The organism is Streptomyces sp. NBC_00223 (assembly GCF_036199905.1).
Taxonomy (GTDB): domain Bacteria; phylum Actinomycetota; class Actinomycetes; order Streptomycetales; family Streptomycetaceae; genus Actinacidiphila.
The window spans coordinates 1,582,974-1,609,602 of record NZ_CP108109.1; the positions used below are offsets into that span (position 1 = coordinate 1,582,974).

Below are 26,629 nucleotides of genomic sequence, written 5' to 3' on the forward strand. Positions count from 1 at the left end.
GATGGTCGCGGATCAGCCGCGACGCCATCGCCTTCCGTTCACCTGGCCGGGCTCGCAGCCGATGACGTACCGCACCCGCCGCCCCAGCACCCGCCGCGCGGGCGCACGGCACCCACGCGGCTTGCAGCCGCGACCCAGACGAGTAGCAATGGACACGCCCCGGAGTCTACGACACCCCAGCCCCGCCAGGGGCGCCCCCAAGGGGCGCTGGGGGTACCCCCGGGCGAAGCCTGGGGGCGGAACTGCGCGGCCAGCCACGATGCGCCTGCGGCGGGCCGCCGGGGGTGCCCCTTGCGGTGGTTCCCGGACCACCCGCCGGTGGTGGGCTTGTCGCGCAGTTCCTCGCGCCCCTGATGGGGCTTAGTCCCGCCCGTTCCGCAAAGCAGGATGCGCCCCCGCGGCGACAAGATCAGCGACCGCCGTCCGGGGGTCGCGCCCGGTGACCAAGGACTCCCCCACCAACACCGCGTCCGCCCCGTCATGCGCGTACGCGATCAGATCGTGCGGCCCCCGCACCCCGGACTCCGCGACCTTGACGATGTGATCGGGAATCTCGGGCGCGACCCGGGAGAACGTCCCCCGGTCCACCTCAAGCGTCTTGAGGTTCCGCGCGTTGACCCCGATGATCCGCGCCCCCGCGTCCACCGCCCGCGCGACCTCCTCCTCGTCGTGCACCTCGACCAGCGGGGTGAGCCCGATGGACTCGGCCCGCTCGATCAGCGACACGAGAGCGGGCTGTTCGAGCGCGGAGACGATCAGCAGCGCGAGATCCGCGCCGTGCGCCCGGGCCTCCCACAGCTGGTAGGCGGTGACGATGAAGTCCTTGCGGAGCACCGGTACGTCGACCCTGGCCCGCACCGCGTCGAGGTCGGCGAGCGAACCGCCGAACCTGCGCTGCTCGGTGAGGACGCTGATCGCCGCGGCGCCGCCGGACTCGTAGTCGGCGGCCAGCCCCGCGGGGTCGGCGATCGCGGCCAGCGCGCCCTTGGAGGGGCTGGACCGCTTGACCTCGCAGATGACCTTGACGCCCTCGCCGCGCAGGGCGGCGACTCCGTCCTTGGCGTCCCGCGCCTTGGTGGCGCGCTCCTTGAGGTCGTCGAGGGAGACCCGGGCCTGTCGCTCGGCGAGGTCAGCCCGGACTCCGTCGATGATCTCGTCGAGCACACTCACGCGAGAACTCCCCTTCCGGCCGGGTGGAGCAGCGAAATGATCAAGCCAGTGGTGGTGGCCCACCGGTGGTCCGATGGTATCGGGCGCCGGGCACAGTGCCCGCATCCGACGATTCCCGGTCCCACTACCTGGACAAATGCACCCCGGAACCCGCCCGGCTCAGGGTGCGAGCGCTGCCCCGAAGGGCAGATTCCGGACAAGCGTGAAGGCCAGGACGACCGCGCCGATCGCCCACAGCCACGGCGGCCGCAGCACCGGCTCGAACGGCTTGCCGCGCAGCGCTCGGCCGAACCACACCACCCAGACGACGGCGAAGACCGCGTACCCGGCGACGGCGAGGGCGTTGCAGCCCAGCGCGGTGCCGAGGTGGCCGTGCACGAGGGCGTGGGCGCCGCGCAGGCCGCCGCAGCCGGGGCAGTACACGCCGGTGTAGCGCAGCAGCGGGCAGACCGGGTAGTGGCCGGGCGTGTTGGGGTCGACCGCGCCGACGTACGCGAAAGCCGCGGCGACACTGCCCAGCACGGCCACGGGCACGGCCGTACGGGTCCGGAGACGCGGCGGGCGTACGGGCGGCGGCGCCTGGGGTACGGTCGCGGGCTCGTGTGTGGTGGCGGTCACACGGCGATTCTGCCCCGGGACGTACGAAGGCGCAGCGCGCGGACCCGGGGCCCGGCGGCTGCGCCAGCGTGGTGAGTGCGGTCAGACGTTCGCGTGGATCTGCTTCTCCTCGGACTGCGACCGGGCGTCGGAGTCGTCGCTGTGGACGAGCGCGCTCTGGCTGTTGCCCAGGCCCATGAGCTTCATCACGCCGCCGACGACGGCGCCGAGCAGGATCAGGCCCAGGCTCGCCCAGAAACCGACCGGCTTCGCCGCGACCATGAAGGCGCCGCCGGAGCAGAAGCCGACGAAAGCGATGATCGCGCCGGTCCAGGCGGCGGGCGTGTGTCCGTGGTCGTGCTGAGCCGCCATGTGTGCTCCCTGAGATCTCGGTCGGGGACGTCCTTCGCCTCCCACTTCGTCACCCATTGTTGCGCGTGTTCGCCGCGGTCCTCGCACGGGGGGTGGCGACAGGAGTCACACCGGCCGGCGTCAGTCGGCGGCCCGGGTGGGGTCCTCGCCGCGGTCCAGCGCCTTCCACAGGTCCTCGGCCCGGTCGGGGTCGACGGGTACGGGCGCGCGGGCGGGTCCGCGGGCGCCGCCGCGCTCGTAGCGGCTGGACATCGCGGGCCAGCGCGGGCCGTACCGCAGGGCGAGTACGCCCGCGAGGAGCAGCAGCAGGCCGCCGACCGCGGCGACCAGGGGCCATCCGGTGGTGGCCGGGTGCTCGGCGGTGGCGCGGCTGAGTCCGACGGCGGTGGCGGCGGCGGAGTTCAGGGCGCCGCGGTCGCCGCGTCCGGTGAGGACGGCCAGGACGACGCCGAAGCCGCTGAGCGTCAGCAGCGCGGAGACGGCGTAGCGCCCGGCCCGCCGGACGGCGAAGACCGCGACGAGGGCGGCCAGTCCGGTCAGGGCGAGGGCGCCGGGCAGCGCGGTGGTCTGGCTGCCGGTGGCGTGGATGGGCAGGTCGTTCTGGCCGAAGGCGACCGTGCCGCGGGTCCACACCTTGCCCGCGGCGAGCAGCACGAGGCTCGCGCCGAGCGCGCCGCCCCCGAGCGCGCCGGCCAGCGCGCGATACCCCCGCCGCCGTTCGGCGGACTCCCGTCCGCCCGAATCACGGGACTTCCCCGCGGAGTCCCCGACGACCCCACCCCCACCGGCCACCTCCGCCGGATCGGCGGACTTCTCCGCGCGACCGGCGGGCGTCCCGCGCTCTGCGCTTCCACCGCCCGGGTTGCTGGCCCCGGCGCCCGCGCCCACCGGAACGGCCGTCTCCGCCGGATCGGCGGACTTCTCCGCGCGACCGGCGGGCGCACTTCGCTCATCGGCCAGGCCGGCCTGCCCGGCGACCCCGGCGTCCGGCGCGGCGCCTGCGCCCGCCGGGTCGGCCGGATCGGCGGACTTCCCGTCGGCCGGGGCGGGGCCGGCCGACGGAGCGGGGGCGGAGGGCGGGTTCTGCTCAGGCGCAGCCGAGGACGCGTTCACCCCTCCACTATCGCCTGTCCGCCGTGCGGACCAATCCCCGGGGGCGGCCCGCGCCCCCGGGGTACCCCTTCCTCCGACCCTCACCCGCCCGCACCCCGAATCGGTCCGAACCCCACCCGACCGGCCGCCCGGCAGCACCCGAAGGTAAAGCAGCGGTATAGATTCCCAAGCCCTCCTTGTTGACGTGCGCTCGTCAGAATACGTTCTCGCCCGTCCCACTGATCCCACACATGACAGTGGTCACACTCCTCACGCACGCCCCCGGTGCACCCACCAACAGGAGGCAGTAGCTTGCGAATCACCCTTACCCCGGTAGCCCTCCGCTCCGGGATCGCCCTCACCGCCGCGGCGGGCCTGGCCGTTTCCGGCCTCGCCCTCGCCTCGTCCGCGGGAGCCGCGACCAACGCGTCGACCACCGTGTCCACCACCCGTTCCTGCGCGGTGAGCGCCAAAGCCGGCGTCATGGCCTGTAAGGCCCTCAAGGTGACCGGCGGTCTCAACTCGCTGGCCGTGTCCACCGGTTCGGTGAAGCCGGCGGCCACCCCGTCCGGTTACGGACCGGCCGATCTGCGCAGCGCCTACGCCCTGCCCGCCACGGGCGGTTCCGGCGCGACCGTGGCCATCGTGGACGCCTACGACGACCCGAACGCGGAAGCGGACCTGGCCACGTACCGCTCCACGTACGGCCTGGCCGCCTGCACCACCGCCAACGGCTGCTTCCGCAAGGTCGGTCAGTCCGGCACGTCCTCGCTGCCCAAGGCCGACGCGGGCTGGGCCGAGGAGATATCGCTCGACCTCGACATGGTCAGCGCCGTCTGCCCGAGCTGCCACATCCTGCTGGTCGAGGCGACCAGTTCCTCGATGGCCAACCTCGGCACCGCCGTCAACACCGCGGTGTCGCTGGGCGCGAAGTACGTCTCCAACAGCTACGGCGGCAGCGAGTCCTCCTCGGACACCTCGTACGACAGCTCGTACTTCAACCACCCGGGCGTGGCCATCACGGTCAGCGCGGGCGACAGCGGCTACGGCGCCGAGTACCCGGCCGCCTCGAAGTACGTCACCGCGGTCGGCGGCACCTCGCTGAAGAAGAACTCGACGGCCCGCGGCTGGACCGACACCGTCTGGAACGGCACCGGTTCGGGCTGCTCGCGCTACGACGCCAAGCCGACCTGGCAGAAGGACACCGGCTGCGCCAAGCGCACGATCGCCGACGTCTCCGCGGTCGCCGACCCGGCCACCGGCGTGGCGGTCTACGACACCTACGGCGGCGACAAGGGCTGGGAGGTGTTCGGCGGCACCAGCGCCTCCTCGCCGATCATCGCCTCGGTGTACGCGCTCGCCGGCACCCCGTCCTCGAGCTCGACCCCGGCGTCCTTCCCGTACGCGCACACCGGGTCGCTCAACGACGTGGTGAGCGGCTCCAACGGTTCGTGCTCCGGCTCGTACCTGTGCACGGGCGCCACGGGCTACGACGGCCCGACCGGCCTGGGCACCCCCAACGGCGTGACGGCCTTCCAGGGCTGACACGGCGTCACATCGCGGTAAGGGAGGGGCGGCACCGGTGCCGCCCCTCCCCCGCGTTCAGCCGTAGAGCCGGTTCGCGGTCGCCACCGCGCGCAGCACCGCCGCCGCCTTGTTGCGGCACTCGGCGTCCTCCGACTCCGGGTCGGAGTCGGCCACGATGCCCGCGCCCGCCTGGACGTACGCCGTGCCGTCCCGCAGCAGCGCGGTGCGGATCGCGATGGCGGTGTCGGAGTCCCCGGCGAAGTCCAGATAGCCGACGCAGCCGCCGTACAGCCCGCGCCGGGACGGCTCCAGCTCCTCGATGATCTGCATCGCCCGCGGCTTGGGCGCGCCCGACAGGGTGCCGGCCGGGAAGCACGCGGTGAGCACGTCGAAGGCGGTACGGCCCGCGGCGACCTTGCCCGTGACGGTCGAGACGATGTGCATGACGTGCGAGTAGCGCTCGACGGACATGAAGTCGACGACCTCGACGCTGCCGGGCTCGCAGACCCGGCCCAGGTCGTTGCGGCCCAGGTCGACCAGCATCAGATGCTCGGCGCGCTCCTTGGGGTCGGCCAGCAGTTCCTCGCCGAGCGCGAGGTCGATCGGCCGGGTGGCGCCGCGCGGCCGGGTGCCCGCGATCGGGTGCAGCATCGCGTGGCCGTCCTCGACCTTGACCAGCGCCTCGGGGCTGGAGCCGACCACGTCGAAGCCGCCCTCCGCGCCGCCGTCCTCGCCGGGGAAGCGCAGCAGGTACATGTACGGGCTCGGGTTGGTGGCCCGCAGCACCCGGTAGACGTCGAGGGCACTGGCCGAGCAGGGCGTCTCGAACCGCTGCGAGGGCACGACCTGGAACGCCTCGCCCGCCCGGATGCGCTCCTTGATGTCCTCGACCGCGTCCCGGAAGTCCTGGCCGCCCCAGCGGGTGGTGTACTCCGGCAGCCGGGACTCGGGCAGCACGACGGGCGCGGTGCGCACGGGCGCGGCGAGATCGGCCTCCATGGCGTCGAGCCGGGCCACGGCGTCCGCGTACGCCTCGTCGACACCGGTGTCCTGGTCGTTGTGGTTGATCGCGTTGGCGATCAGCAGCACGCTGCCGTCCCAGTGGTCGAGTACGGCCAGGTCGGAGGTGAGCAGCATGGTCAGCTCCGGCAGCCGCAGCGTGTCGGCGCCGTGCTCGCCGATGCGCTCCAGACGGCGGACGATGTCGTAGCCCAGATAGCCGACCATGCCGCCGGTGAAGGGCGGCATCCCGGCGGCCAGGTCGCGCGGGGTGTGCAGGGCCTCCACGGTGGCCCCCAGCGCGGCCAGCGGGTCGCCGTCGACCGGGACGCCGACCGGCGGGGTGCCGAGCCAGTGCGCCTGCCCGTCGCGCGCGGTCAAGGTGGCGGCCGAGCGCACCCCCACGAAGGAGTAACGGGACCAGGACCCCCCGCTCCCGGCGCCTTCAGCCTGGGAGGTGCCTCCGTCCGCCGATTCGAGCAGAAACGTTCCGACGCGTTCGCCCGCGAGCTTGCGGTAGAGGCCCACCGGGGTGTCGCCGTCCGCGAGGAGGCGGCGGCTGACCGGGACGACTCGGCGGTCCACCGCCAGTTTGCGGAAGGTTTCGAGATCCATGGCCGCAGACCTTACTGGCCCGAAGGCCCTACTGGCCCGAGGCGGGCAGCAGGACGTCGGCGTCGAAGCAGGTGCGGTCGCCGGTGTGACAGGCGGCGCCGACCTGGTCGACCTTGACCAGCACGGTGTCGGCGTCGCAGTCGAGGGCCACCGACTTCACGTGCTGGACATGCCCGGAGGTGTCGCCCTTGACCCAGTACTCGCGCCGGCTGCGGCTCCAGTACGTGCAGCGGCCGGTGGTCAGGGTGCGGTGCAGCGCCTCCGCGTCCATCCAGCCGAGCATCAGCACCTCACCGGTGTCGTACTGCTGGGCGATGGCGGGCACCAGGCCGTCGGGGTTGGTCCTCAGACGGGCGGCGATGGCGGGGTCGAGCGAGGTCGCGGACATGCCTCCATTCTGCCGCTGATCGTCCGTGACAAGAAAAGCCGTGATAAATGGCAAAGCGGGCAAGCAGGTTGTCCGTTATGCGGTTGGTGCTCGCCGATGTCACCCGTATGGGGCATCCTGCCTGCATGGGTTTTCCTCCTCCGCCGCCAGACGGTCCCCCACCACCTCCAGACCAGGGCGGAGGGTTCGGACCCCCGCAGGGCTTCGGGCCGCCTCCTCCGCCGCCACCGCCGGGCGACGCCGGATACGGATACCCCCAACAGCCGGGCGGGAACGACCCGTACGGCCGCCCCCAACCGGGAGCAGACCCGTACGGATACCCGCAGCAGCCGGGGGCCGACCCGTACGGATACCCGCAGCAGCAGCCGGCCGACCCGGACCCGTACGGCTATCCGCAGCAGCAGGGCGGCTACCCGCCGCAGGGCGCCGGCTACGGCCCGCCCGGGCCCCCCGGCGGTTACGGCTATCAGCAGCCCGGCGGATACGGCGGTTACCCGCCGCCGCCCCCGCCGCCGAACAACAGCAAGCGCAATGTGTGGATAGCCGTCGGCGCGGTCGTGGTGGTCGCCGCGGTCATCGGCGGCGTGGTGGTGGCGGTCGGCGGCAGCGACAAGAAGGACACGGACGCCAAGCCGACCCACACGATCAGCGGACTGCCGTCGGGCCTGCCCACCGATCTGCCCACCGACATTCCGACGGACCTCCCGACGGACGACGACTCGCTGCCGACGGACGAGCCCACGCTGGACCTGCCCACCGACTTCCCGACCGACTTCCCCACCACGGCGCCGACCGAGAAGCTCGTGCCGTACGTGGTGCTGGAGCCGGGCAAGTGCTTCGACGCGCCGAGCCTGTCGGCGTCCGTGGACAAGGTGACGACCCGTTCGTGCGGCTCCGCGCACGACGCGCAGGTGGTCGCCAACGAGACGCTCACCGGCAGCTTCTCCAGCGACACCGAGATCCAGAACAAGGCGCTCGACCTGTGCCAGGCCGACGCCGAGAAGTACCTTCCGCACGACGGCAGGACGTACTACCCGTACGCGCTCTTCCCGAAGCTGATCACGTACCAGGTGCAGAACCGCAAGACGGTCACCTGCTCGCTCACCCGCAACAACGGCACGAACGGCACGAAGCTCTACAGCAAGCTCGGCTGACCGGGTGCCGACCCGGCGGTGAGGAGCGGACGTACGGCCCGTCCGGCGTTAGCCTGGCGGTATGTCGACCCATGCACAGCGTGAACGTCTGCTCCTCGCCGACCTGCTGGAGCGGTCGGGGCCCGACGCCCCGACGCTGTGCGACGGCTGGAGGACCCGGGACCTGGCCGCGCATGTGGTCGTACGCGAGCGGCGCAGCGACGCCGCGGCCGGGCAGGTGATCCCCAAGCTCGCCGACCGCCTGGAGCGGATCCGCGGGCAGTACGCCGCGAAGCCCTACGAGGAGCTGGTCCAGCTGATCAGGACCGGCCCGCCCCGGCTGTCGCCCTTCGCCCTCAAGCAGCTCGACGAGGCCGCCAACACGGTGGAGTTCTACGTCCACGCGGAGGACGTCAGGCGGGCGGCCCCCGACTGGTCCCCGCGGCCGGTCGACCCGGTCTTCGCCGACGCCCTGTGGTCGCGGCTGGAGCGCGGGGCCCGGATGCTGGGCCGCCGCTCCCCGGTGGGGCTGGTGCTGCGCTGCCCTGACGGCCGGACCACCGTGGCGCACAAGGGCACCCCGGTGGTGACGGTCACCGGCGAGCCGCAGGAGCTGACGATGTTCGTCTTCGGCCGCCAGGGCTCGGCCGATGTGACGGCCGAGGGCGACAAGGACGCGGTGGCCCAGGCGTACGACGCGAAACTGGGCGTCTGACGCCGACCCCGCCGCCTCAGCGGACACGGAGTCGCACCAGGCGCCCCGGCCCGGTGCGGCTTGCGCGGCCGGTTGGGGCTGCCGGGCGCGGCAACCTCTTTCCGCCGCGGCGGCGGGAAGCCCGAACCGGTTGTCGGCGGTGCCGCCCCGGGCCGTGCCCGGTGGGTTGTGCCCGTGCCGGGGTCGGTTCGCCACCGCCGGTCTGCGCCGTTGTGACGTGCCACCGTTGCGGCGGTGTTGTGGTGGGCTGGGCAGCCCGGTTTGGGTTGCCGGGTGTGACGGCCCCGCTCGGCACCCGCCCCGGTAAGGGGCGCCCCGGGTGACCGGTCTCGGCGCGGCGGGGGGTCGGGGAAGCCGCCCGCAGGGCTATTCGCGGGAAGGGAAGCCGTACATCTGGACGGCCACGTGCTCGCGGCCCGCCGTGTCCCCCGCCTCCTCCGCGGATCGGCCCCGGTCGATCCAGCGCCGCATCAGCGCCCCGATCTCCTCGGCCATCTCCTGGAGCTCGTCCGAGGTCAGCCGCGGCATGTACTCCGAGCTGAACGACGCGTCGGTCCACTCGCGCGGCCAGGCCGCCTGCTGGTCGAGATACCGCTCGTACCGCTCCGCGCGCGTGGCGAGCAGCTGCCGGGTGACCTGGCTCAGCACGGCCACGCCCTCGGGCCGGTCCGCGAAGTCCGCGCTGCGGAAGGAGAACCCGTGCTCGGCGGAGACCTTCCACCACCGCTCGCGTCCGTCGCTGCCGTGCCCCGGCGCCTCCTCGATGAAGCCGTGCGCGGCCATCTTCCGCAGGTGGTAGCTGACCAGCGAGACGGCCTCGTCCACCTGCTCGGACAGCCGGGACGCGGTGGCCTCGCGGGCGGTGAAGAGCGCGCGGTAGAGCCGGATGCGCAACGGATGGGTGAACACCTTCAGCGCGTCGAGGTCGGTGATGCGCTGCTCGGTGCCCTCGGGTTCCGGGGACTTCTCGGTGTCTGCCACTTCTCCACCGTAGGTACGAAAGAAAAGTTGCGCAATATTATTTGCGCAACTTTCCTTTCTCATTGGATCGCCAGCATCCGCGGCCACGTTTCGGCAGGATGGCGGCCATGTCTCTCGACGGCACCCGTGCCCACCTCACCGGTCCCGGCGATCTGCCACCCCTGGTGGAGCGCGCCGCCCGGACCGCCCGTCACCTCGGCTTCGCCCACTCCTGCCGCCCCGAGCACGGCCGCCTGCTGTACGCGCTCGCCGCGGGCGCAGAGCGGATCGGCGAGACCGGAACCGGGTGCGGGGTGGGCCTCGCCTGGCTGGTGTCGGGGATGCGCGAGGGCGCCACGGCGGTCAGCGTCGAACGCGACCCCGCCCGGGCCTCCACGTCCGCCGCGCTCTTCGCGGCCCTCGCCCCCGAGGTGACCGTGCGCTGCGCCGACTGGACGGCCATCGCCGAGGACGGCCCCTTCGACCTGCTGGTGCTCGACGGCGGCGGCCAGGGGAAACACGGGCGGGACAGCGCCGGCCCGGAAGGCACGGAAGGCCCCGAAGGCATGGGAGCCGAGGGCGGCGGGCAGGACGACACCCCCGCAGACCCGACCCTGCTGCTGCGGCCCGGCGGGGTGCTGGTGATCGACGACTTCACCCCGGCCGCCGGCGGGCCCCCGCTGCACGAGGGACGGCCCGACACGGCCCGGCTGCACTGGCTCGACCACCCGGCGCTGCGCGCGGTGGAGGTGCCGCTGGCCCCGGACCTGGCCGTGCTGGTCTGCACCCGCCGGTCATAGGAACGTACGACCGGCGGGACCACCGGCCCGGCCGGTCAGCGCACCGCGTGGTCAGCGGCCCGGCCGGTCAGCGCACCGCGTGTTCACCGGCCCGGCCGGTCAGCGCACCGGGTGGCCGGCCTTCCGCAGCGCGGACTTGACCTCGCCGATCCGCAGATCACCGAAGTGGAAGACGGACGCGGCCAGTACGGCGTCGGCCCCCGCCGCCACCGCCGGGGCGAAGTCCTCGGCCTTGCCCGCGCCGCCCGAGGCGATCACCGGTACCGACACCCGCTGCCGTACGGCCGCGATCATCTCGGTGTCGTAGCCGTCCTTCGTGCCGTCGGCGTCCATCGAGTTGAGCAGGATCTCGCCCGCGCCCAGCTCGGCCGCGCGCTCCGCCCACTCCACCGCGTCGATGCCGGTGCCGCGCCTGCCGCCGTGCGTGGTGACCTCGAAGGAGCCGGACGGGGTACGCCGGGCGTCCACCGAGAGCACGAGCACCTGGCGGCCGAAGCGCTCGGCGATCTCCCGGATCAGCTCGGGCCTGGCGATGGCCGCGGTGTTGACGCCCACCTTGTCCGCGCCCGCCCGCAGCAGCTTGTCCACGTCCTCCGGGCTGCGCACGCCGCCGCCCACCGTCAGCGGGATGAAGACCTGCTCGGCGGTGCGGCGGACGACGTCGTACGTGGTCTCCCGGTCGCCCGAGGACGCGGTGATGTCCAGGAACGTCAACTCGTCGGCGCCCTCGGCGTCGTAGAGCTTGGCCATCTCCACCGGGTCGCCCGCGTCCCGCAGGTTCTGGAAGTTGACGCCCTTCACGACGCGGCCCGCGTCCACGTCGAGGCAGGGGATGACTCGGACCGCGAGGGTCATTCAGGGTCTCCTGTGGCTTGCGTGTCCTGCGTGTGCTGACTGTCCTGCGTGTCGTCCGCTGCTTGCCCGTCCTCGGGGCCCTCGGGGGCCTCAGGGGCCGTGTCGGCGCCCTCGGCCTCCGGGTCCCCGGCGCGGGCCTCGCTCCCCCGGTACGCCTCGATCTCGACCTCGACCAGCACCCGGGAGTCCGCGAACCCGGCCACCACGACCATGGTCGCGGCCGGCCGCACCCGGCCGAAGAGCTCCCGGTGAGCCCTGCCCACCTCGTCGGCGTCCCGGGCGTGGCTGAGGTACATCCGGGTGCGGATCACGCTCTCCGCGCCGATCCCGAAGGGTTCGAGCGCGGCCAGCGCGCTGCGGAAGGCGCTGAGCGCCTGTTCGTACGGCTCCCCGTCGCCGGGGACCGCGCCGCCCGCCGTCGCAGGCATGATCCCGGCGACGATGACCCGGTCCCCCGCCGCCACCGCGCGTGCCGAGCCGATGGTCTCTTCCCAGGGGCTGTCGGTCCGCGTACGCCGTACCGCGGGGTCATGGGTCATCGGGACACTGCCTCCAGAGCCTCTTGCAGGGTGAACGCCTTCGCATAGAGCGCCTTACCGACGATCGCCCCCTCCACACCCTTGGGTACGAGGGAGGAGATGGCCCGCAGGTCGTCCAGGCTGGACACGCCGCCGGAGGCGACGACCGGCTTGTTCGTGGCCGCGCACACATCGGCCAGCAGCTCCAGATTGGGACCCTGGAGGGTGCCGTCCTTGGCGATGTCGGTCACGACGTACCGGGCGCAGCCCTCGGAGTCCAGCCGGGCCAGCGTCTCGTACAAATCGCCGCCGTCGCGGGTCCAGCCGCGGCCGCGCAACGTGGTGCCGCGGACGTCCAGGCCCACCGCGATCCGGTCGCCGTACTCGGCGATGACCTTGGCGACCCACTCCGGGGTCTCCAGGGCGGCCGTGCCCAGGTTGACCCGGGTGCAGCCGGTGGCGAGTGCGGCGGCGAGGGTGTCGTCGTCGCGGATGCCGCCGGACAGCTCGACCTTGACGTCCATCGTGCGGGCCACCTGGGCGATCAGCTCACGGTTGTCACCGGTGCCGAAGGCCGCGTCGAGGTCCACCAGATGCAGCCACTCCGCTCCCGCCTCCTGCCAGGCCAGCGCGGCGGCCAGCGGCTCGCCGTAGGAGGTCTCCGAGCCGGACTCGCCGTGCACGAGCCGTACGGCCTGGCCGTCCCTGACGTCGACGGCGGGAAGGAGTTCGAGCTTGGTCATCGGGATGCGTCCTACGTCCTAGAGGGTGTCGAGCCAGTTGGCGAGCAACCGGGCGCCGGCGTCACCGGACTTCTCCGGGTGGAACTGGGTGGCCCACAGCGCGCCGTTCTCCACCGCTGCCACGAACGGCTCGCCGTGCGTGGACCAGGAGACGCGGGGGGCGCGGATGTGGTCGTTGTGTGCTTCGAGGCCCCAGTCGCGTACGGCGTAGGAGTGCACGAAGTAGAACCGCGCGTCCTCGTCCAGGCCCGCGAACTGCCGTGAGCCCTCGGGGGACTTCACGGTGTTCCAGCCCATGTGCGGCACGACCGGCGCGCGCAGCGGCTCGACCGTGCCGGGCCACTCGTCGAGGCCGTCGGTCTCCACGCCGTGCTCGATGCCGCGGGCGAAGAGGATCTGCATGCCGACGCAGATGCCCAGCACCGGCCGGCCGCCGGACAGCCTGCGGCCGATGATCCAGTCGCCGCGTACGCCCTTGAGCCCGGCCATGCAGGCGTCGAACGCGCCGACGCCGGGGACCAGCAGCCCGTCGGCGTTCATCGCCCGCTCGTAGTCGGCGGTGATCTCGACGTCGGCGCCGGCCCGGGCCAGGGCGCGTTCGGCGGAGCGGACGTTGCCGAATCCGTAGTCGAGGACGACCACACTCTTCGTCATGGGTGTGACCTCCTAGAGCTGGAGCAGGCCGACCGCGAGGGCCGTCACGGAGCCGATGGCGAGCAGCGTGATGAGGCTCTTGGACTGCTTCTGCTGCCAGAAGGAGTAGACGCCTCCGCCGAGGAAGAGCCCGAGCAGGATGAAGAGCGAGGAGTACGTGTTCATGACGTGACCCCGCCCGCGTATGTCTGCGGCCCGGCGGCCGCTCGTGCGTCGCTCACAGTGCGCCCTTCGTCGAAGGCAGGATTCCCGCGGCGCGCGGGTCGCGCTCGCTCGCGTAACGCAGCGCCCGGGCCAGCGCCTTGAACTGGCACTCCACGATGTGGTGCGCGTTGCGCCCGTACGGCACGTGGACGTGCAGCGCGATCTGCGCCTGCGCGACGAAGGACTCCAGGATGTGCCGGGTCATCGTCGTGTCGTACGAGCCGATCATCGGCGCCATGTTCTCCGGCTCGGTGTGCACCAGATACGGGCGGCCGGACAGGTCGACGGTCACCTGGGCGAGGGACTCGTCCAGCGGGACCGTGCAGTTGCCGAAGCGGTAGATGCCCACCTTGTCGCCGAGCGCCTGCTTGAAGGCGGCACCGAGCGCGAGGGCGGTGTCCTCGATGGTGTGGTGGGTGTCGATGTGCAGATCGCCCTCGGTCTTCACACTGAGGTCGAACAGACCGTGCCGGCCGAGCTGGTCGAGCATGTGGTCGTAGAAGCCGACACCCGTCGAGACGGACACCGCTCCCGTGCCGTCGAGGTCGATCTCGACCACGACGGACGTTTCCTTGGTGGTGCGCTCCACGCGGCCCACGCGGGTCATGCGGACTCCTCCGTACGGTGTTCCGGGCTGTGCTGTTCTTTGCGGACCGCGCGGGCGGCGTCCAGGAAGGTGTCGTTCTCGGCCGGGGTGCCCGCGGAGACCCGCAGCCAGCCGGGCACACCGTTGTCCCGTACGAGCACGCCCTGGTCGAGGAAGCCCTGCCAGGCCGCGGCGCTGTCGGTGAAGCGGCCGAACTGGACGAAGTTCGCGTCGGATTCGACGACCTCGTAGCCGGTCGCCCGCAACTCCGTGACCAGCCGGTCGCGTTCGGTCTTGAGCGTCTCGACGTAGCCGAGCAGGGTGTCGGTGAACTCCAGGGCGGCCAGCGCGGTGGCCTGGGTGACCGACGACAGGTGGTAGGGCAGCCGGACCAGCTGGACCGCGTCCACCACCGCGGGGTCGGCGGCCAGATAGCCCAGCCGCAGCCCGGCCGCGCCGAACGCCTTGGACATCGTGCGGCTCAGCACCAGGTTCGGACGGCCCTCGATGAGCGGCAGCAGCGACGGCCGGTGCGAGAACTCGCCGTACGCCTCGTCCAGCACCACGATCGAGGGCCCGGCGGCCTGCGCGGCCTCGTACAGCGCGAGTACCGTCTCGGCGGCCACGGCCGTACCCGTGGGGTTGTTGGGCGAGCAGATGAAGACCACCTCGGGGGCGCGCTCGCCGATCTCGCGGACGGCCGCGTCCACGTCGATGGTGAAGTCCTCGGCGCGTGGCCCGGAGATCCAGCCGGTGCCGGTGCCCCGGGAGATCAGCGCGTGCATCGAGTACGAGGGCTCGAAGCCGATCGCGGTACGGCCGGGGCCGCCGAAGGTCTGGAGCAGCTGCTGGATGATCTCGTTGGAGCCGTTGGCGGCCCACACCTGGTCCACGCCGACCCGCAGACCCGCGGTACGGGTGAGGTAGGCGGCCAGCTCGGTGCGCAGCTCCAGCGCGTCCCGGTCCGGGTAGCGGTTGAGGTTTCGGGCGGCCTCGGCGACGCGCTCGGCGATCCGGGCGACCAGCGGCTCGGGCAGCGGGTACGGATTCTCGTTGGTGTTCAGCCGCACCGGCACATCGAGCTGGGGGGCGCCGTACGGGGACTTGCCGCGCAGCTCGTCGCGCAGCGGCAGGTCGTCGATCCGGGTCATCGCCGGCCTCCGAATCGGGCGGTCACGGCGGCGCCGTGCGCGGGCAGGTCCTCGGCGTTCGCCAGCGTCACCACATGGTGGGCGACCTCGGCGAGCGCGTCGCGGGAGTAGTCCACCACGTGGATGCCGCGCAGGAAGGACTGCACCGACAGGCCCGAGGAGTGGCAGGCGCAGCCGCCGGTGGGCAGGACGTGGTTGGACCCGGCGCAGTAGTCGCCGAGCGAGACCGGCGCGTGCGGGCCGACGAAGATCGCGCCCGCGTTGCGCACCCGGGCGGCGACGGCGGCCGCGTCCTGGGTCTGGATCTCCAGGTGCTCGGCGGCGTAGGCGTCGACGACCGCGAGGCCCTGGTCGAGGGTGTCGACCAGCACGGTCGCGGATTGGCGGCCGGACAGGGCGGCGGTGATCCGCTCGCGGTGCCGGGCGGCGGCGACCTGGACGTCCAGTTCCTTGTCGACCGCGTCGGCCAGCTCGGCGGAGGTGGTGACCAGCACGGCGGCGGCCAGCGGGTCGTGCTCGGCCTGGCTGATCAGGTCGGCGGCAACATAGCCGGGCTCGGCGGTGGCGTCGGCGAGGATCGCGATCTCGGTCGGCCCGGCCTCGGCGTCGATGCCGATCCGGCCCTTGAGCAGGCGCTTGGCGGCGGCCACGTAGATGTTGCCGGGGCCGGTGACCAGGCTGACCGGGCGGCACTCCTCGGTGCCGTAGGCGAACATCGCGACGGCCTGGGCACCGCCGGCGGCGTACACCTCGTCCACGCCGAGCAGGGCGCAGGCGGCCAGGATGGTGGGGTGGGGCAGCCCGCCGCTGTCCTTCTGCGGGGGCGACGCGACGGCGATGCCCTCGACGCCGGCCTCCTGGGCGGGCACCACGTTCATCACCACGGAGGACGGATAGACGGCGAGGCCGCCGGGCACGTACAGCCCGACCCGCTCGACCGGGACCCAGCGCTCGGTGACGGTGCCGCCGGGGACGACCTCGGTGGTGACGTCGGTGCGGCGCTGCTCGCGGTGGACCAGCCGGGCCCGCCTGACGGACTCCTCCAGGGCGGCCCTGACCTCGGGGTCGAGCCCCGCCAGGGCGTCCGTGAGGGCCTGGACCGGGACCCGCAGCCGTTCGAGCCGCACCCCGTCGAACCGCTCCCCGTACTCGATCACCGCCGCCGTGCCGCGATGGCGCACGTCCTCGCAGATCGGCCGCACTGTCTCCAGCGCGGCCTCCACGTCGAACTCGGCCCGGGGCAGCAGGTCGCGGTCGATGCCGCCCTCGGGGAAGGCGGCACCGCGCAGATCGATTCGGGAGATCACCCTGCCAAGTGTAGAGACCCGGGCATGGGCGTCGTCCCGCGGTTCCACTCCGTGATACGGCCCACGGCAACGCGCTAGCGTGTGGCCGCGCGACTACGGGGAGGGAGCGGGGATGGCCGAGCCGGACAATGACACACCGCCGGGGGACTGGACATCGGCCGAGCGGGGGATGTGGCGGGCGTTCCGCGGCGGACGCACCTACGACCTGCGCACGCGCCGGGGTGACGAGGACGATCCGCTGGAGGGTCCCGCGTGGGGCTCCGCGCGCACGGTACGCGCCCAGACCGTCGCCCAGCTGCTGCTCAACGGTCCCCCGGCGGCGCCGGGCCGGGTCAGCGCGCTGAAACTGGTGGGGGTGCGGATCAGCGGCCGGCTGACACTGGCGGGCGGCACGGTCACCCCCTACGTCCAGCTCGACAGCTGCCGCTTCGACGAGCAGCTGATGCTGCCGGAGTGCCGGGCGGGCAGCATGCGGCTGGTGCGCTGTCTGATCCCCCGGATCGAGGCGGCCCGGCTCCAGGTCACCGGCGATCTCCATCTGCCGCAGTGCCGAATACCGGGCGGGATACGGCTGACCGACGCCCAGATCGGCACCGACCTGCTGCTGAACCAGCTCACCGTGGGCCAGGACCGGCACAGCCGGGCGATCGCCGCCGACGGGCTGACCGTCGGCCAGGACATGGACGCCGAACTCGTGGACGTCACCGGCGAGTTCAGCCTGCGCAGCGCCCGAATAGGCGGCCGTCTGAGTCTGCGCGGCGCGAACCTGCGCAACACCTCGGGCCGTTACGCGCTCAACGCGGCTCGGGTCACCGTCGAGCACACCCTCTACCTCAGCGCGGGCTGGAACGCGCTGGACGGCGCCCCGGGCGACACCCAGCCGCCGCCAGGTATGCAGACCAGGGACTTCGTGTGCGAGGGCGGACTGCGGCTGGACGACGGGCGGATCGGCAACGCGCTGATCGTCAACCACGCCCGGTTCCGGCTCGGCGACGACCGGCAGGTGTCGCTGCGCCGGCTGCGCACCCCGGAGCTGCGCTTCACCCCCGGCAACGCGCCCAACGGCACGGTCTCGCTGGCCGGGGCGCAGGTCGGCAGGTTCGTGGACCGGTACGGCAGCTGGCCGACCACCGGCCGGCTGGACCTGACCGGCTTCACCTACGACGAGCTGGCGCCGCGCGGCGCCTTCCCGCTGCGCGACCGGATCGCCTGGCTGCGCGCGGCCACGCCGGAGTACAGCCCGGAGCCGTACGAGCGGCTGGCGGCGGCGCTGCGGGCGGGCGGCGAGGACGCGGACGCCCGTGAGGTGCTGCTTGCCAGGCAGCGGCGGCGGCGCGAGACGCTGCCGCCCGCGGGCCGGGTGTGGGGCTGGCTCCAGGACGTGACCGTCGGGTACGGCTACCGGCCGGGGCGGGCCGCGGTGTGGATGGCGGTGCTGTGGGCGGTCGGCGCGGTGTACTTCTCGGTGCACGGCGCCCCCGCGGCGGCCGACGACGGCTACCGGCCGCACTGGAGTCCGGCGCTGTACGCCCTCGACCTGCTGCTCCCGGTCATCGACCTCGGGCAGGACAACGCGTGGCGGGAGGTCGGGATCAGCCAGTGGGTGGCGTCGGGGCTGACGCTGCTGGGCTGGATGCTGGCGACCACGGCGGCGGCGGGGGCGTCGCGGTTGCTCAGGCGGGGGTCGTAGCGGGGGTCGTAGCGAGGTCGTGGCGGGGGCTTCCTGCCGGGGCGTCCCGGCGGTGGGGCGCACGGTTCCCGCGGCGGCTCGTGGGGTCGTACGGGCGGCATACCACTGGCGTGTGCGCGCAGCCGCTGACGACGGGAGCCGCCATGCCCGTACCCTGGCTGATTGTGACCGATCGCCTTCCGCTCTTCCCGCTCAGTACGGCGCTCTTCCCCGGCCTGGTGCTGCCGCTGAACGTCTTCGAGGAGCGGTATCGCGCCCTCGTCCGCGATCTGCTCGCCCAACCGGAGGACGGGGCACGGCGGTTCGGTGTGGTCGCCATCAGGAACGGACAGGAGGTCTCGCCCACCGGTCAGGAGGGCCGCGACACCGGCCCGCTGGCGGGCCTCGGCGACGACCCGCTCGACGCGCTGTACGGCTACGGGTGCGTCGCGGACACCGCGGGCATCGCCGAGCGCGAGGACGGCGGATACGAGCTGGTCGCGACCGGGATCGTCCGCTTCAAGCTGCTGTCCGTGGACGCCACGGGCGAGTATCTGACCGGCGAGGTCGAGGAGATGCCGGACGTGGCGGGGTCGGGCGCGAACGCGCTGGCCCCCGAGGTCGTACGGCACTTCCGCACGTATCAGAAGCGGCTCGCCGGGGCCCGCGAACTCACCCTGGCCGGGCAGGAGTTCCCGGACGACCCGACGGTGCTCTCCTATCTGGTGGCGGCCGCCGTGGTGGCCGCCACGCCCGCCAAGCAGCTGCTGCTCGAAGCGGCCGACAGCGCGACCCGGCTCACCGCGGAGCTGCGGCTGTTGCGGCAGGAGAGCGCGGTGATGGAGAAGCTGCCGTCGCTCCCGGCGGTGGACCTCACCCAGCACCCCATCTGCGCGAACTGACGCGGGGCCGCGGCTGCTCGCCGGCTCTGCCGCCGGGCAGCTCATCGGCTGGGCGGCTCATCAGCTCATCGGAAGAACGAGACGGAACGGAAGCGGCGGACCGGCATGGCGAAGAAGGCACGCAGCGGCGGCGGCACCCCGGCCACGGTCGCCCTGGAGAAGGCGGCCGTGCCGTTCACCGTCCACGCGTACGAGCACGACCCGGCGTCCGAGCTGTCGTACGGCGCGGAGGCGGCGGCCGCGCTGGGTACGGCGGCCGAGCGCGTGTTCAAGACGCTGGTGGCCGAGGTGGACACGGTGCTGACCGTGGCGGTAGTACCGGTTTCGGCCACGCTCGACCTCAAGGCGCTCGCGTCGGCGGCGGGCGGCAAACGCGCGGCCATGGCCGATCCGGCGGCCGCGGAACGTACCACCGGCTATGTCCGGGGCGGGATCTCCCCGCTGGGGCAGCGCAAGGCGCTCCCGACGGTCGTGGACGCCTCGGCGCTCGGCTTCGAGACGGTCTACGTGTCCGCGGGGAAGCGGGGGCTTGAGGTGGAGCTGCGGCCGGCCGACCTCGTACGGCTCACGTCGGCGCGGACGGCCGGGATCGCGCGGAGCTGATCCGGCGGCGCGGGGCGGTCTGGGCGCGGGCTCTGGGCGCAGGCCCGGTCGAGCTGCGGCCGGCCGACCTCGTACGGCTCACGTCGGCGCGGACGGCCGGGATCGCGCGGGCCTGATCCGGCGGCGCGGGGCCTTCCGGGCGCGGGCCGTTCCGGGCGCGGGGCGCTCTGGGCGCAGACCGCTCTCGCCCGGCTCGCCGGACGCGAGCCGGTCTGGGCGTGACTTGCCGGACGTGGTCCGACCAGCGCGGGCGGGACGTGGCCTGACCGGGCGCGGGCCGGGCTGCCCGGCTGGACGTGGTCCGACCAGCGGGGGCAGGACGTGGTCCGACCTGCACCGGCCGGGCGGCTCGGCCCGCTGCGGCCGTCCGTTCAGCTCGGGCGGTCGGGATTGTCCGGGTGGTCCGGGGGCTCGGGGTGGTCGTCCCCCCGGTCCTCGGGCTCCGCCGGGGGCTTGTCGAGGGGCACCGGCCCGGAGTCCGGGACGGGACCCGGCTGCGGCGGGCCCTGCGGCGCGGGCCAGGGGACGGGGGAACCGGTGGGGAGCCCGCCCAGCGGACCCGGCGGCGGAGGGGCGGGCGCGGGGTCGCGCGGCCCGAAGGCCGAGGTCAGAGCCAGATGCGTGAGCATCGCGGCGGCCGGCCAGGCCACCAGCGCGCTCTTGGCCCGCAGCGCCAGCGGTCCGTCGAAGGCGACATTGAGCTTGTGCTCCTTGATCAGCTGATCGGTGTGGGCGCCGCCCGCCTTCCTGATCAGCTCGGTGGCGTGCGCCACGATGTCCGTCGGCGGGCCGAGCCAGACGCCGAGCCGCCAGCCGATGACCGAGGCGAGCGCGCCTCCGGCGGCGAGGCCGAGCACGGTCCCCACGCCGCCCTTGCGGTAGCGCCAGAAGACGGCCGCCGCGGTGAGCACGCCCAGCACCACCGCGATCAGCACGAAGGTGCCGTCGCCGCCGATCGCCTCCTCGCCCTCGGTGTCCTTGAGGTAGACGGCCTGGCCGTCGGAGACCATCGGGATCCGCGGCGACAGCCACAGCCACACCAGGCCGAGCACCACGCCGGAGATCGCGACCAGCAGCGCGATCATCACTCCGCGGCCGATCTCGTCCAGCGCCGAGTCGTGCTCACCTCCGTCGTCCCCGCCGGGGCCCGACCCCCAGCCCGGGTAGGGCGGGTACTGCGGTGGCTGCTCTTGGGGAGTCAGAGGTGCGGTCACCCGCCCATCGTGCCAGGTCTGGCCGGGGGCCGCGTCACCGGCAGGCGGCCCTGCGGTAGGCCCAGGTGGCGACGGCGAGCGAGATCACACCGACCCCCGCGCACACCGACAGATCGCCGAGCACGGCGGCCCAGTCGGTGGACCCGTCGCCGCCGAGCGTACGGGCGAAAGCCTCCACGCCGTAGGTGGAGGGCAGCAGGTCACGGGCCCAGACGATGGGCGCGGGCATGTGCGAGGCCGGCAGCACACCGAGCAGCAGCGCGGCGGACATGCCGAGCTGGCCGAGCAGTGTGGCGATCTCCTGCCGGGGGGCGAGCAGCCCCAGGGCCGCGCCCAGCCCGGACAGCGCGGCACCGGCCAGCGGGATCACCAGGAGCAGCACCCACAGGCTGGTCAGCGTGAGGTGGAAGAGCAGACAGCCGGTGATCGCCGTGACGAGGGTGCCGGGCACGGTGAAGGACGCGTAGGCCGCCGCCGCGCCGAGGACGACGGAGGCGGGCGGTACGGGGAGGGTGGCGTAGTGGTCGAGGCCGCCGGAGGCCCGCAGCCGGCCGAAGTACTGGGCGAGCAGGTTGAGCGCGACGAAGGCGACGACGAGGACGCTGGAGCCGGCGACGACGGACCGGGCCGCCTCGCCGTCGCCCGCGTCCACGACACCGCGCATCATGATCATGATGCCGATGGACTGGAAGGTGGCGACGAACAGCAGGGGGACGCGGGCGACACGGGCCCGCGAGAGCTGGGCCCGGTAGACGGCGACGAGCGAGGCCCACAGCTTCGCCTTGGGCGCCAGTACGGCGGCCCCTTCCCCGGTCCTGGCCTCGGCCTCCACCGCGCTCCTCACCCGCCGTGCCCCGGCCTCCGCGATCGCGGTCACCGTCCACCCCCCGTACAGCCCGTCCCGGCCGGCCCGGCGGAGAGCGCGGCGGGACGGACGGGCGGGGTGGTCGTACGGATGCCGACCGGTGGCAGGGGTGGGGGCAGGGGCGGGGTCATGACTTGATGAGACCTTTCGCACGGCCGCCCAGGGACAGATAGACGTCCTCCAGGCTGGGCGTCGCCAGGGTGAAGTCGTCCAGAGCGGCGAAGGCCGCCCCGCCGGTGATCTCGGCGATCGTCGCCCGGGCCCGGTCCTGCGGCAGCCGCAGCGTCCAGCGGCGCCCGGAGACCTCGGCCAGCGGCCGCAGCGCGGCGACGGCGGGCAGCCCGACCGGTGCCTCGTCGCGCCAGACGAGATCGAGCCGCACCTCGCCGTCGACCAGTGCCCGCAGCCCCACCGGGGTGTCGCAGGCGATCACCCGGCCCCGGTCGAGCACGGCGACCCGGTCGAGCACGGTCTCGGCCTCGATGACGTTGTGTGTCACGAGCAGCACGGTGGCGCCGCGCTCGGTCCTGCGCCGGCCGACGGCGGCCCACACGGCCCGGCGGGCCACCGGGTCCATACCGGCCGTGGGCTCGTCCAGGACCAGCACCGGCCGCTCGCCGACCAGCGTCGCGGCGAAGCAGGCCAGTCGGCGCTGACCTCCGGACAGCCGCTTGATCGGGCGCCCGGCGATCGGCCCGAGGTCGAGTTCGTCGAAGACGGCGTCACGGGCGGCCCGGGCGGCGGCCGCGCCGAGCCCGCGCAGCCGCCCGGTGGTCTCGGCGGCGAGCGCCACGGTCAGCTCGTCGAGCGCCGAGGACTCCTGACCGAGGTAGCCGATCAGCCGGGAGGCCCGGTCGGGGTGGCGTACGAGGTCGTGGCCGAGCAGGTCGATCGTGCCCGTGTCGGGCCGCAGCAGACCGGTGAGCTGGCGGACCAGCGTGGTCTTGCCGGCGCCGTTGGGGCCGAGGATGCCGAAGAGTTCGCCGCGGTGGACGTCGAGGTCGATGCCGTCGTTGGCGCGCACGGGTTCGGACTGCCGGGCCGCGCCGCGGCCGCGCCTCAAGGACGGGCGGCGGGCGCCGGAACCGGCCGGGAACGTCCTGACCAGACCGCGCACGGTGCACACCGCGTCGGGGGCGGTGGCGACCGCCGGGGGCGCCGTCTCCTCCGTGCCCGTACTCACGAGGATCGAGGGTACGCGCCACGGGGGGTGTCCGGCACAACGGGGGCCGAGTTCAGCCTTCCGTCACCCCCGCAAGCCCGTCCGGGCGGGGTGGTGACGGTGGTCTCCGGATCGTCCGCGGACGAGGGCTAATCGCGCAGTTCCTCCCCCAGGCTCCGCCCGGGGGTGCCCCCAGTGCCCCCTGGGGGTGTCGGGACGTCCGCCGGTGGAAAGGCCCCCGGGCAGCCCCATCAGGGGCGCGAGGAACTGCGCGACAAGCCCCCCACCGGCCGGTGGCCCGGAAGCCACCTGTCGCCACCCCACCCGGACGGCCCCGAAAAAGCGCGCGCGCAAGACCTACTCGTCCGGGCCGTCGCGGTCGGTGCGGCCGTCCACCTCGCGCCAGAACCCCGCCCGGATCGCGTAGCGATCATGCTCGTCGATCTGGTCGTCCTTGTGGGCGAGCAGCCCGAAGCGGGCGGCGTACCGCAGCAGCTCGCCGTCGACGCGGTGCGGGACCCGGGGGTAGTGCGCGGAGAGCTGCTGGAGCAGGCCGGGGTCGGTGACGCGGGCGATCCAGCGGCGGGCGAAGACCTGCCCGACCTCGTAAGGATCGCCGCTGACCGCGGTGATGTCGGCCTCGCGGTCGGCCCAGCGCTGCTCGGCGGTGGTGAGCTGGGCGAGGGTCGGCAGACCGCTGGTGTCGGGCAGGTCGGAGCCGGGTCCGCGGTCGGTCCAGCCCTTGTCGGAGGACCAGCGCAGGGTGGCGCTGGGCGCGGGCTGCGGGGGCGGCGGGGCGGCGTGGATCCGGCCGAGCCCGGCGAGGTCCTTGGGGGTGGGTACGCCCTTGCCGGGGGCGCTGACCGGAGTGGTGTCCGGCTCGGGCGCCGAACCGTTCTTCGCGGGATGCGGATGCGGCTGCGCGTGGGGGTGCGGTAGCTCGGTCTCCTGCGGGGGCGCCGCACCGGACTCGGGCAGCGGCGCCGACAGGATCGCGGCGATCTCGGGGCGGATGCCGGGCCGGGGGCCCGGCGGTGGACAGACCCCGGCGACATCGCGGGCCCGGATCGCCGCGGTGATCCACTCCCGGTCGAGCACCCGCCGCTCGTCGGCCTCGGCGACCAGGTCCTCGGACTGGTTGTAGTCGCCGTCGGCGGCCTGCACGGCCCACAGATGGACGGCGACGCCGTGTTCCTTGGCGGACATCATGCCGGGCAGCAGATCGCCGTCGCCGGTGACCAGGACGACATCGGAGCAGGCCCGGTTGCGGGCCAGCTCCGACAGCTCGGCGTGCATGGCCGCGTCGACGCCCTTCTGCGCCCAGCGGCCGTCCGTACGGGTGAGGGCGCCGAGCCGGACCGTCACTCTGGGCATCACCCGCAGTCTGCGGTGCTCGGGTTGCGGAACCCGGTCGGGTGCGCCGTCGAACCAGTAGATCCGCAGCAGCGGCTGACCGGTCTCCAGTTCGGCACGTTCGCGCAGGCCGGCGACGACGGCGGCGTGATCCACGACGATCCGGGACCGCGACGGCTCACCGGCCAGCAGGCTCGCCGCTGCGCCCAGCAGATACCCGGCGTCCACCAGGACGACGCAGCGGTCCATGTTGCACCTCTTCCGGTCGCCCCCCGGCGCTGACTACCCAAGGTTTCCCCCGAGTCTGCCCGAATGCTCGGGGGTTATGACCTCGAACACGATCTTCGGCGTGGCGGTGAACGGTTTTTTCCGGATCATCACCGTCAACTGCCCGAAATGCGCGCTTTGTACTCCCATGCAAATCTGATGGCGTCCCCAGGGGCCGTAACCCCCACTCCCCCGGGGCTGTATCCCCTCATCAGGAAGGCACGATCGTGGCCAAGAACAAGAACCAGAACCGTCAGCGCGGACACGAACAGGACCGGCAGCGCGAGTCGTCGTCCGGTGAGTCCCAGGACCAGGCGAAGAGCTCGATACCCGAAGAGCATGTGATGCCGGCCGCGACCACGGTCCCGCGCAAGCAGCAGAAGAAGTTCGGCCACAACTGATCGCGCTCCACCCCCACTTCCACAGCGGCGGGGGCGTCCCCTCCGGGGGGCGCCCCCGCCGTCGTCGCCCGGCGCGTCCGCGGCGCCGCCGAAGGCCGGTCGCCGAGGCGGATTCCGGGCCCGTATCCGTTACCCGGCCTTTAGGCCACACCTACACCCCCGCGTGGCACACTCTGTGGCCATGGAGGAGATACGACCGCGGCTGAGGGCAGCACGTGCCGCCCTGTTCGCCGCGCTGTGCGTCACACTCTCCTCCACCTCGCATGTGCTGATGGCCCGCACCCCGCTGCCGCTGACCGCGGTGGCCGGCGCCTTCGCCGCCGCCTTCGCGCTCGCGTACGTGGTCCTCGGCCGCCGCGAGCGCGGCTTCTGGCCGATCGCCGCGCTGATGGTGCCGCTGGAACTGGCCGTCGACACCCTGTTCACCTCCGGCCAGCAGGCCTGTTACGGGCCCTCCGGCGGTCCGGTGACCGGCTCGTGGCGGTCCTTCCACGAGGCCGTGTTCTGCAACGGCGGTGACGTGGGCGGTCAGCTCTCGGCGGTGCCCGGCGCCTCGCTGGCCCCCGAGATGCCGTCCTCCGCGGCGCCCTGGCTGCTGCTCGGTGTGCATGTCGCCGTCGGTCTGCTCGCCTCCTGGTGGCTGCGCCGCGGTGAGGCCGCGCTGCACCGGGTGCTGCGCGCGGTGGGCGCCGCCGCCTTCCGTCCGCTGCTCTTCGCCGTCGCCGCCCGTACCGTACGGGCCGCCGCGCCGCGCCGGGTCCGCCCGGCCACCGCCCGTACCGCCGCCGGAGCGCTCTCCGCCCGGCCGCTGCTGCACGCCGTCGTACGCCGTGGGCCGCCTTTCGTCCCGGTCGCCGTCTGACCGCCACGAACGGTTCCCTCCCCCCACTCAACACGCGTACGCATGCGGAGATCACCCATGAGCAGCAGGAACAGCAAGGCCAGCAAGGAAGCCGCCCGCGAGCGGCTGCGCGCGCAGCGCGAGAAGGATGCCAAGCGCGCCAAGATCCGCCGCCAGCTCTTCGTCGGCGGCGGCATCGTGGTCGTCCTGGCGGTCGCCGCCGGTGTGGCCGTGGCCGTCAACCAGATGAACAAGCCCGGCTACTGGGAGGCCGCCGCCAACAAGCCGCTGGTCAAGCCGGCCCACTCCAGCGGCAAGAACGGCAGCTCGATCGTCGTCGGCGACCCGAGCAACAAGCATGTGCTGAAGGTCTACGAGGACCTGCGCTGCCCGGTCTGCGCGGCCTTCGAGCAGGGTTCGGGCGACGAGGTCCAGGACCTCGCCGGCAAGGGCAAGTACCAGATCTCGTACACCATGGGCACCTTCCTCGACGGCCCCAAGTCCGAGCGCGGGACCGGCTCGAAGAACGCGCTGAGCGCTCTGGGCGCGGCGCTCAATGTGAGCACCGACGCGTTCGTCCAGTACCACAAGGTGCTCTACTCCAAGGACGTGCACCCGGACGAGAACAGCGATGTCTTCGGCAAGGACGCCAACCTGATCAAGTACGCCCAGCAGGTGCCCGCGCTCAAGAACAACAAGGCGTTCCAGAAGGCGGTCGAGGACGGCACCTACGACAAGTGGGCGCTGACCATGTCCAAGCAGTTCGACACCGACGGCATCGGCTCGACGCCGACGGTCAAGCTCGACGGCCAGGACGTGAAGAACGTTCAGGCCATGGCGGGCGGCCAGTTCACCAGCACGATCATGGACATGCTGAAGTAGCGGCGGTCCGGCCGCCGCGCGGCCGTGCGGGACGGCCCCGGACCGGGTGGGTTCCGGGGCCGTCCCTTCGCTGTGCGCCCGCTC

Annotated in this window: 29 protein-coding genes and 1 pseudogene; 10 read left to right on the top strand and 20 right to left on the bottom strand. The window is 73.2% G+C overall.

Annotated elements, in window-relative coordinates:
• Positions 1-12: 12 nt before the first annotated feature.
• From trpM to OHA30_RS06665, 5 genes are all read right to left on the bottom strand, one after another.
• Positions 13-156 (bottom strand): tryptophan biosynthesis modulator TrpM, encoded by a 144-nt coding sequence (trpM, locus tag OHA30_RS33910; protein ID WP_405785742.1) that lies wholly within the window; start codon positions 154-156, stop codon positions 13-15.
• A gap of 204 nt (positions 157-360) precedes the next feature.
• A complete protein-coding gene (gene trpC, locus OHA30_RS06650) occupies positions 361-1,170 on the bottom strand; it encodes an indole-3-glycerol phosphate synthase TrpC (protein ID WP_328912859.1) in 810 nt (269 codons plus the stop codon).
• Positions 1,171-1,329: 159 nt separating this feature from the next.
• The gene (locus OHA30_RS06655) at positions 1,330-1,788 is read right to left on the bottom strand and encodes a DUF2752 domain-containing protein (RefSeq protein WP_405785739.1); all 459 of its coding nucleotides are present in this window, start codon (positions 1,786-1,788) and stop codon (positions 1,330-1,332) included.
• 81 nt (positions 1,789-1,869) lie between these two features.
• Positions 1,870-2,139, bottom strand: coding sequence for an HGxxPAAW family protein (locus tag OHA30_RS06660; RefSeq protein ID WP_328912860.1), 270 nt, complete (start codon positions 2,137-2,139; stop codon positions 1,870-1,872).
• Between the two features lie 120 nt (positions 2,140-2,259).
• Entirely contained in the window at positions 2,260-2,931 is a 672-nt protein-coding gene (locus OHA30_RS06665; protein ID WP_328917764.1) for a TIGR02234 family membrane protein, read from the bottom strand.
• A 612-nt stretch (positions 2,932-3,543) separates the two neighbouring features.
• On the opposite strand from OHA30_RS06665, the gene OHA30_RS06670 reads away from it, so the two are divergent.
• A complete protein-coding gene (locus OHA30_RS06670) occupies positions 3,544-4,776 on the top strand; it encodes a S53 family peptidase (RefSeq protein WP_328912861.1) in 1,233 nt (410 codons plus the stop codon).
• A 57-nt stretch (positions 4,777-4,833) separates the two neighbouring features.
• Here OHA30_RS06670 and OHA30_RS06675 read toward each other — a convergent pair whose 3' ends face one another.
• Together OHA30_RS06675 and hisI are read right to left on the bottom strand one after the other, a co-directional pair.
• Positions 4,834-6,372 (bottom strand): anthranilate synthase component I, encoded by a 1,539-nt coding sequence (locus tag OHA30_RS06675; RefSeq protein WP_328912862.1) that lies wholly within the window; start codon positions 6,370-6,372, stop codon positions 4,834-4,836.
• A gap of 28 nt (positions 6,373-6,400) precedes the next feature.
• The gene (gene hisI, locus OHA30_RS06680; RefSeq protein WP_328912863.1) at positions 6,401-6,760 is read right to left on the bottom strand and encodes a phosphoribosyl-AMP cyclohydrolase; all 360 of its coding nucleotides are present in this window, start codon (positions 6,758-6,760) and stop codon (positions 6,401-6,403) included.
• Between the two features lie 125 nt (positions 6,761-6,885).
• Here hisI and OHA30_RS06685 point away from each other — a divergent pair, with 125 nt between their 5' ends.
• On the top strand, positions 6,886-7,914 hold the full coding sequence (locus tag OHA30_RS06685) for a hypothetical protein (RefSeq protein ID WP_328912864.1): 1,029 nt from the start codon (positions 6,886-6,888) through the stop codon (positions 7,912-7,914).
• Positions 7,915-7,975: 61 nt separating this feature from the next.
• Complete coding sequence (locus OHA30_RS06690; RefSeq protein ID WP_328912865.1) at positions 7,976-8,608, top strand: TIGR03085 family metal-binding protein; 633 nt, start codon at positions 7,976-7,978, stop codon at positions 8,606-8,608.
• Positions 8,609-8,974: 366 nt separating this feature from the next.
• Here OHA30_RS06690 and OHA30_RS06695 read toward each other — a convergent pair whose 3' ends face one another.
• On the bottom strand, positions 8,975-9,589 hold the full coding sequence (locus OHA30_RS06695) for a helix-turn-helix domain-containing protein (RefSeq protein WP_328912866.1): 615 nt from the start codon (positions 9,587-9,589) through the stop codon (positions 8,975-8,977).
• A gap of 107 nt (positions 9,590-9,696) precedes the next feature.
• Between OHA30_RS06695 and OHA30_RS06700 the strand changes: the two genes are divergently transcribed.
• Complete coding sequence (locus OHA30_RS06700; protein WP_328912867.1) at positions 9,697-10,368, top strand: O-methyltransferase; 672 nt, start codon at positions 9,697-9,699, stop codon at positions 10,366-10,368.
• Between the two features lie 99 nt (positions 10,369-10,467).
• Here the strand turns inward: OHA30_RS06700 and hisF are convergent, their stop codons facing one another.
• From hisF to hisD, 8 genes and pseudogenes are all read right to left on the bottom strand, one after another.
• Complete coding sequence (gene hisF, locus OHA30_RS06705) at positions 10,468-11,223, bottom strand: imidazole glycerol phosphate synthase subunit HisF (protein WP_328912868.1); 756 nt, start codon at positions 11,221-11,223, stop codon at positions 10,468-10,470.
• A gap of 134 nt (positions 11,224-11,357) precedes the next feature.
• A pseudogene (locus OHA30_RS06710) lies at positions 11,358-11,762 on the bottom strand (Rid family hydrolase); the annotation flags it as partial.
• Positions 11,759-12,484 carry a bifunctional 1-(5-phosphoribosyl)-5-((5-phosphoribosylamino)methylideneamino)imidazole-4-carboxamide isomerase/phosphoribosylanthranilate isomerase PriA gene (priA, locus tag OHA30_RS06715; protein WP_328912869.1) on the bottom strand — a complete coding sequence of 242 codons (726 nt, stop codon included), beginning with the start codon at positions 12,482-12,484 and terminating at the stop codon, positions 11,759-11,761. The gene priA and the pseudogene OHA30_RS06710, both read right to left, overlap by 4 nt.
• Before the next feature lie 18 nt (positions 12,485-12,502).
• Positions 12,503-13,138 carry an imidazole glycerol phosphate synthase subunit HisH gene (gene hisH, locus OHA30_RS06720; protein WP_328912870.1) on the bottom strand — a complete coding sequence of 212 codons (636 nt, stop codon included), beginning with the start codon at positions 13,136-13,138 and terminating at the stop codon, positions 12,503-12,505.
• A gap of 12 nt (positions 13,139-13,150) precedes the next feature.
• Complete coding sequence (locus tag OHA30_RS06725) at positions 13,151-13,303, bottom strand: hypothetical protein (protein ID WP_328912871.1); 153 nt, start codon at positions 13,301-13,303, stop codon at positions 13,151-13,153.
• A gap of 52 nt (positions 13,304-13,355) precedes the next feature.
• Positions 13,356-13,949, bottom strand: a complete 594-nt coding sequence (hisB, locus tag OHA30_RS06730; RefSeq protein ID WP_328912872.1) for an imidazoleglycerol-phosphate dehydratase HisB — start codon at positions 13,947-13,949, stop codon at positions 13,356-13,358.
• Positions 13,946-15,079, bottom strand: coding sequence for a histidinol-phosphate transaminase (locus tag OHA30_RS06735; protein WP_328912873.1), 1,134 nt, complete (start codon positions 15,077-15,079; stop codon positions 13,946-13,948). Before OHA30_RS06735 ends, hisB begins: the two co-directional genes overlap by 4 nt.
• Positions 15,076-16,386, bottom strand: a complete 1,311-nt coding sequence (hisD, locus tag OHA30_RS06740; protein WP_328912874.1) for a histidinol dehydrogenase — start codon at positions 16,384-16,386, stop codon at positions 15,076-15,078. Before hisD ends, OHA30_RS06735 begins: the two co-directional genes overlap by 4 nt.
• A 112-nt stretch (positions 16,387-16,498) precedes the next feature.
• Between hisD and OHA30_RS06745 the strand changes: the two genes are divergently transcribed.
• From OHA30_RS06745 to ybaK, 3 genes are all read left to right on the top strand, one after another.
• Positions 16,499-18,076, top strand: a complete 1,578-nt coding sequence (locus tag OHA30_RS06745; RefSeq protein ID WP_328912875.1) for an oxidoreductase — start codon at positions 16,499-16,501, stop codon at positions 18,074-18,076.
• A 161-nt stretch (positions 18,077-18,237) separates the two neighbouring features.
• Positions 18,238-18,957 carry an LON peptidase substrate-binding domain-containing protein gene (locus OHA30_RS06750; protein ID WP_328917765.1) on the top strand — a complete coding sequence of 240 codons (720 nt, stop codon included), beginning with the start codon at positions 18,238-18,240 and terminating at the stop codon, positions 18,955-18,957.
• Between the two features lie 105 nt (positions 18,958-19,062).
• The gene (gene ybaK, locus OHA30_RS06755; protein WP_328912876.1) at positions 19,063-19,560 is read left to right on the top strand and encodes a Cys-tRNA(Pro) deacylase; all 498 of its coding nucleotides are present in this window, start codon (positions 19,063-19,065) and stop codon (positions 19,558-19,560) included.
• A 371-nt stretch (positions 19,561-19,931) separates the two neighbouring features.
• Here the strand turns inward: ybaK and OHA30_RS06760 are convergent, their stop codons facing one another.
• The 4 genes from OHA30_RS06760 to OHA30_RS06775 form a co-directional block, all read right to left on the bottom strand.
• Positions 19,932-20,774, bottom strand: coding sequence for a hypothetical protein (locus OHA30_RS06760; protein ID WP_328912877.1), 843 nt, complete (start codon positions 20,772-20,774; stop codon positions 19,932-19,934).
• Positions 20,775-20,808: 34 nt separating this feature from the next.
• Positions 20,809-21,618, bottom strand: a complete 810-nt coding sequence (locus OHA30_RS06765; RefSeq protein ID WP_328917766.1) for an ABC transporter permease — start codon at positions 21,616-21,618, stop codon at positions 20,809-20,811.
• A gap of 148 nt (positions 21,619-21,766) precedes the next feature.
• Positions 21,767-22,822 (bottom strand): ABC transporter ATP-binding protein, encoded by a 1,056-nt coding sequence (locus OHA30_RS06770; RefSeq protein ID WP_405785732.1) that lies wholly within the window; start codon positions 22,820-22,822, stop codon positions 21,767-21,769.
• A 336-nt stretch (positions 22,823-23,158) separates the two neighbouring features.
• On the bottom strand, positions 23,159-24,403 hold the full coding sequence (locus tag OHA30_RS06775) for an NYN domain-containing protein (protein ID WP_328912878.1): 1,245 nt from the start codon (positions 24,401-24,403) through the stop codon (positions 23,159-23,161).
• Positions 24,404-24,648: 245 nt separating this feature from the next.
• Here OHA30_RS06775 and OHA30_RS06780 point away from each other — a divergent pair, with 245 nt between their 5' ends.
• The 3 genes from OHA30_RS06780 (at position 24,649) to OHA30_RS06790 (ending at position 26,545) form a co-directional block, all read left to right on the top strand.
• The gene (locus OHA30_RS06780; protein WP_328912879.1) at positions 24,649-24,822 is read left to right on the top strand and encodes a hypothetical protein; all 174 of its coding nucleotides are present in this window, start codon (positions 24,649-24,651) and stop codon (positions 24,820-24,822) included.
• A 181-nt stretch (positions 24,823-25,003) separates the two neighbouring features.
• On the top strand, positions 25,004-25,684 hold the full coding sequence (locus tag OHA30_RS06785) for a hypothetical protein (protein WP_328912880.1): 681 nt from the start codon (positions 25,004-25,006) through the stop codon (positions 25,682-25,684).
• Positions 25,685-25,741: 57 nt separating this feature from the next.
• A complete protein-coding gene (locus OHA30_RS06790) occupies positions 25,742-26,545 on the top strand; it encodes a thioredoxin domain-containing protein (protein WP_328912881.1) in 804 nt (267 codons plus the stop codon).
• Positions 26,546-26,629: the final 84 nt, after the last annotated feature.

What these genes read in the sequence shown, in the direction of transcription:
- OHA30_RS06660 (WP_328912860.1), bottom strand. Translation starts at nt 2,139, where the DNA reads ATGGCGGCTCAGCACGACCACGGACACACGCCCGCCGCCTGGACCGGC.
- OHA30_RS06675 (WP_328912862.1), bottom strand. Translation starts at nt 6,372, where the DNA reads ATGGATCTCGAAACCTTCCGCAAACTGGCGGTGGACCGCCGAGTCGTC.
- hisI (WP_328912863.1), bottom strand. Translation starts at nt 6,760, where the DNA reads ATGTCCGCGACCTCGCTCGACCCCGCCATCGCCGCCCGTCTGAGGACC.
- OHA30_RS06685 (WP_328912864.1), top strand. Translation starts at nt 6,886, where the DNA reads ATGGGTTTTCCTCCTCCGCCGCCAGACGGTCCCCCACCACCTCCAGAC.
- OHA30_RS06690 (WP_328912865.1), top strand. Translation starts at nt 7,976, where the DNA reads ATGTCGACCCATGCACAGCGTGAACGTCTGCTCCTCGCCGACCTGCTG.
- OHA30_RS06700 (WP_328912867.1), top strand. Translation starts at nt 9,697, where the DNA reads ATGTCTCTCGACGGCACCCGTGCCCACCTCACCGGTCCCGGCGATCTG.
- hisF (WP_328912868.1), bottom strand. Translation starts at nt 11,223, where the DNA reads ATGACCCTCGCGGTCCGAGTCATCCCCTGCCTCGACGTGGACGCGGGC.
- priA (WP_328912869.1), bottom strand. Translation starts at nt 12,484, where the DNA reads ATGACCAAGCTCGAACTCCTTCCCGCCGTCGACGTCAGGGACGGCCAG.
- hisH (WP_328912870.1), bottom strand. Translation starts at nt 13,138, where the DNA reads ATGACGAAGAGTGTGGTCGTCCTCGACTACGGATTCGGCAACGTCCGC.
- OHA30_RS06725 (WP_328912871.1), bottom strand. Translation starts at nt 13,303, where the DNA reads ATGAACACGTACTCCTCGCTCTTCATCCTGCTCGGGCTCTTCCTCGGC.
- hisB (WP_328912872.1), bottom strand. Translation starts at nt 13,949, where the DNA reads ATGACCCGCGTGGGCCGCGTGGAGCGCACCACCAAGGAAACGTCCGTC.
- OHA30_RS06735 (WP_328912873.1), bottom strand. Translation starts at nt 15,079, where the DNA reads ATGACCCGGATCGACGACCTGCCGCTGCGCGACGAGCTGCGCGGCAAG.
- OHA30_RS06745 (WP_328912875.1), top strand. Translation starts at nt 16,499, where the DNA reads ATGGCCGAGCCGGACAATGACACACCGCCGGGGGACTGGACATCGGCC.
- ybaK (WP_328912876.1), top strand. Translation starts at nt 19,063, where the DNA reads ATGGCGAAGAAGGCACGCAGCGGCGGCGGCACCCCGGCCACGGTCGCC.
- OHA30_RS06775 (WP_328912878.1), bottom strand. Translation starts at nt 24,403, where the DNA reads ATGGACCGCTGCGTCGTCCTGGTGGACGCCGGGTATCTGCTGGGCGCA.
- OHA30_RS06785 (WP_328912880.1), top strand. Translation starts at nt 25,004, where the DNA reads ATGGAGGAGATACGACCGCGGCTGAGGGCAGCACGTGCCGCCCTGTTC.
- OHA30_RS06790 (WP_328912881.1), top strand. Translation starts at nt 25,742, where the DNA reads ATGAGCAGCAGGAACAGCAAGGCCAGCAAGGAAGCCGCCCGCGAGCGG.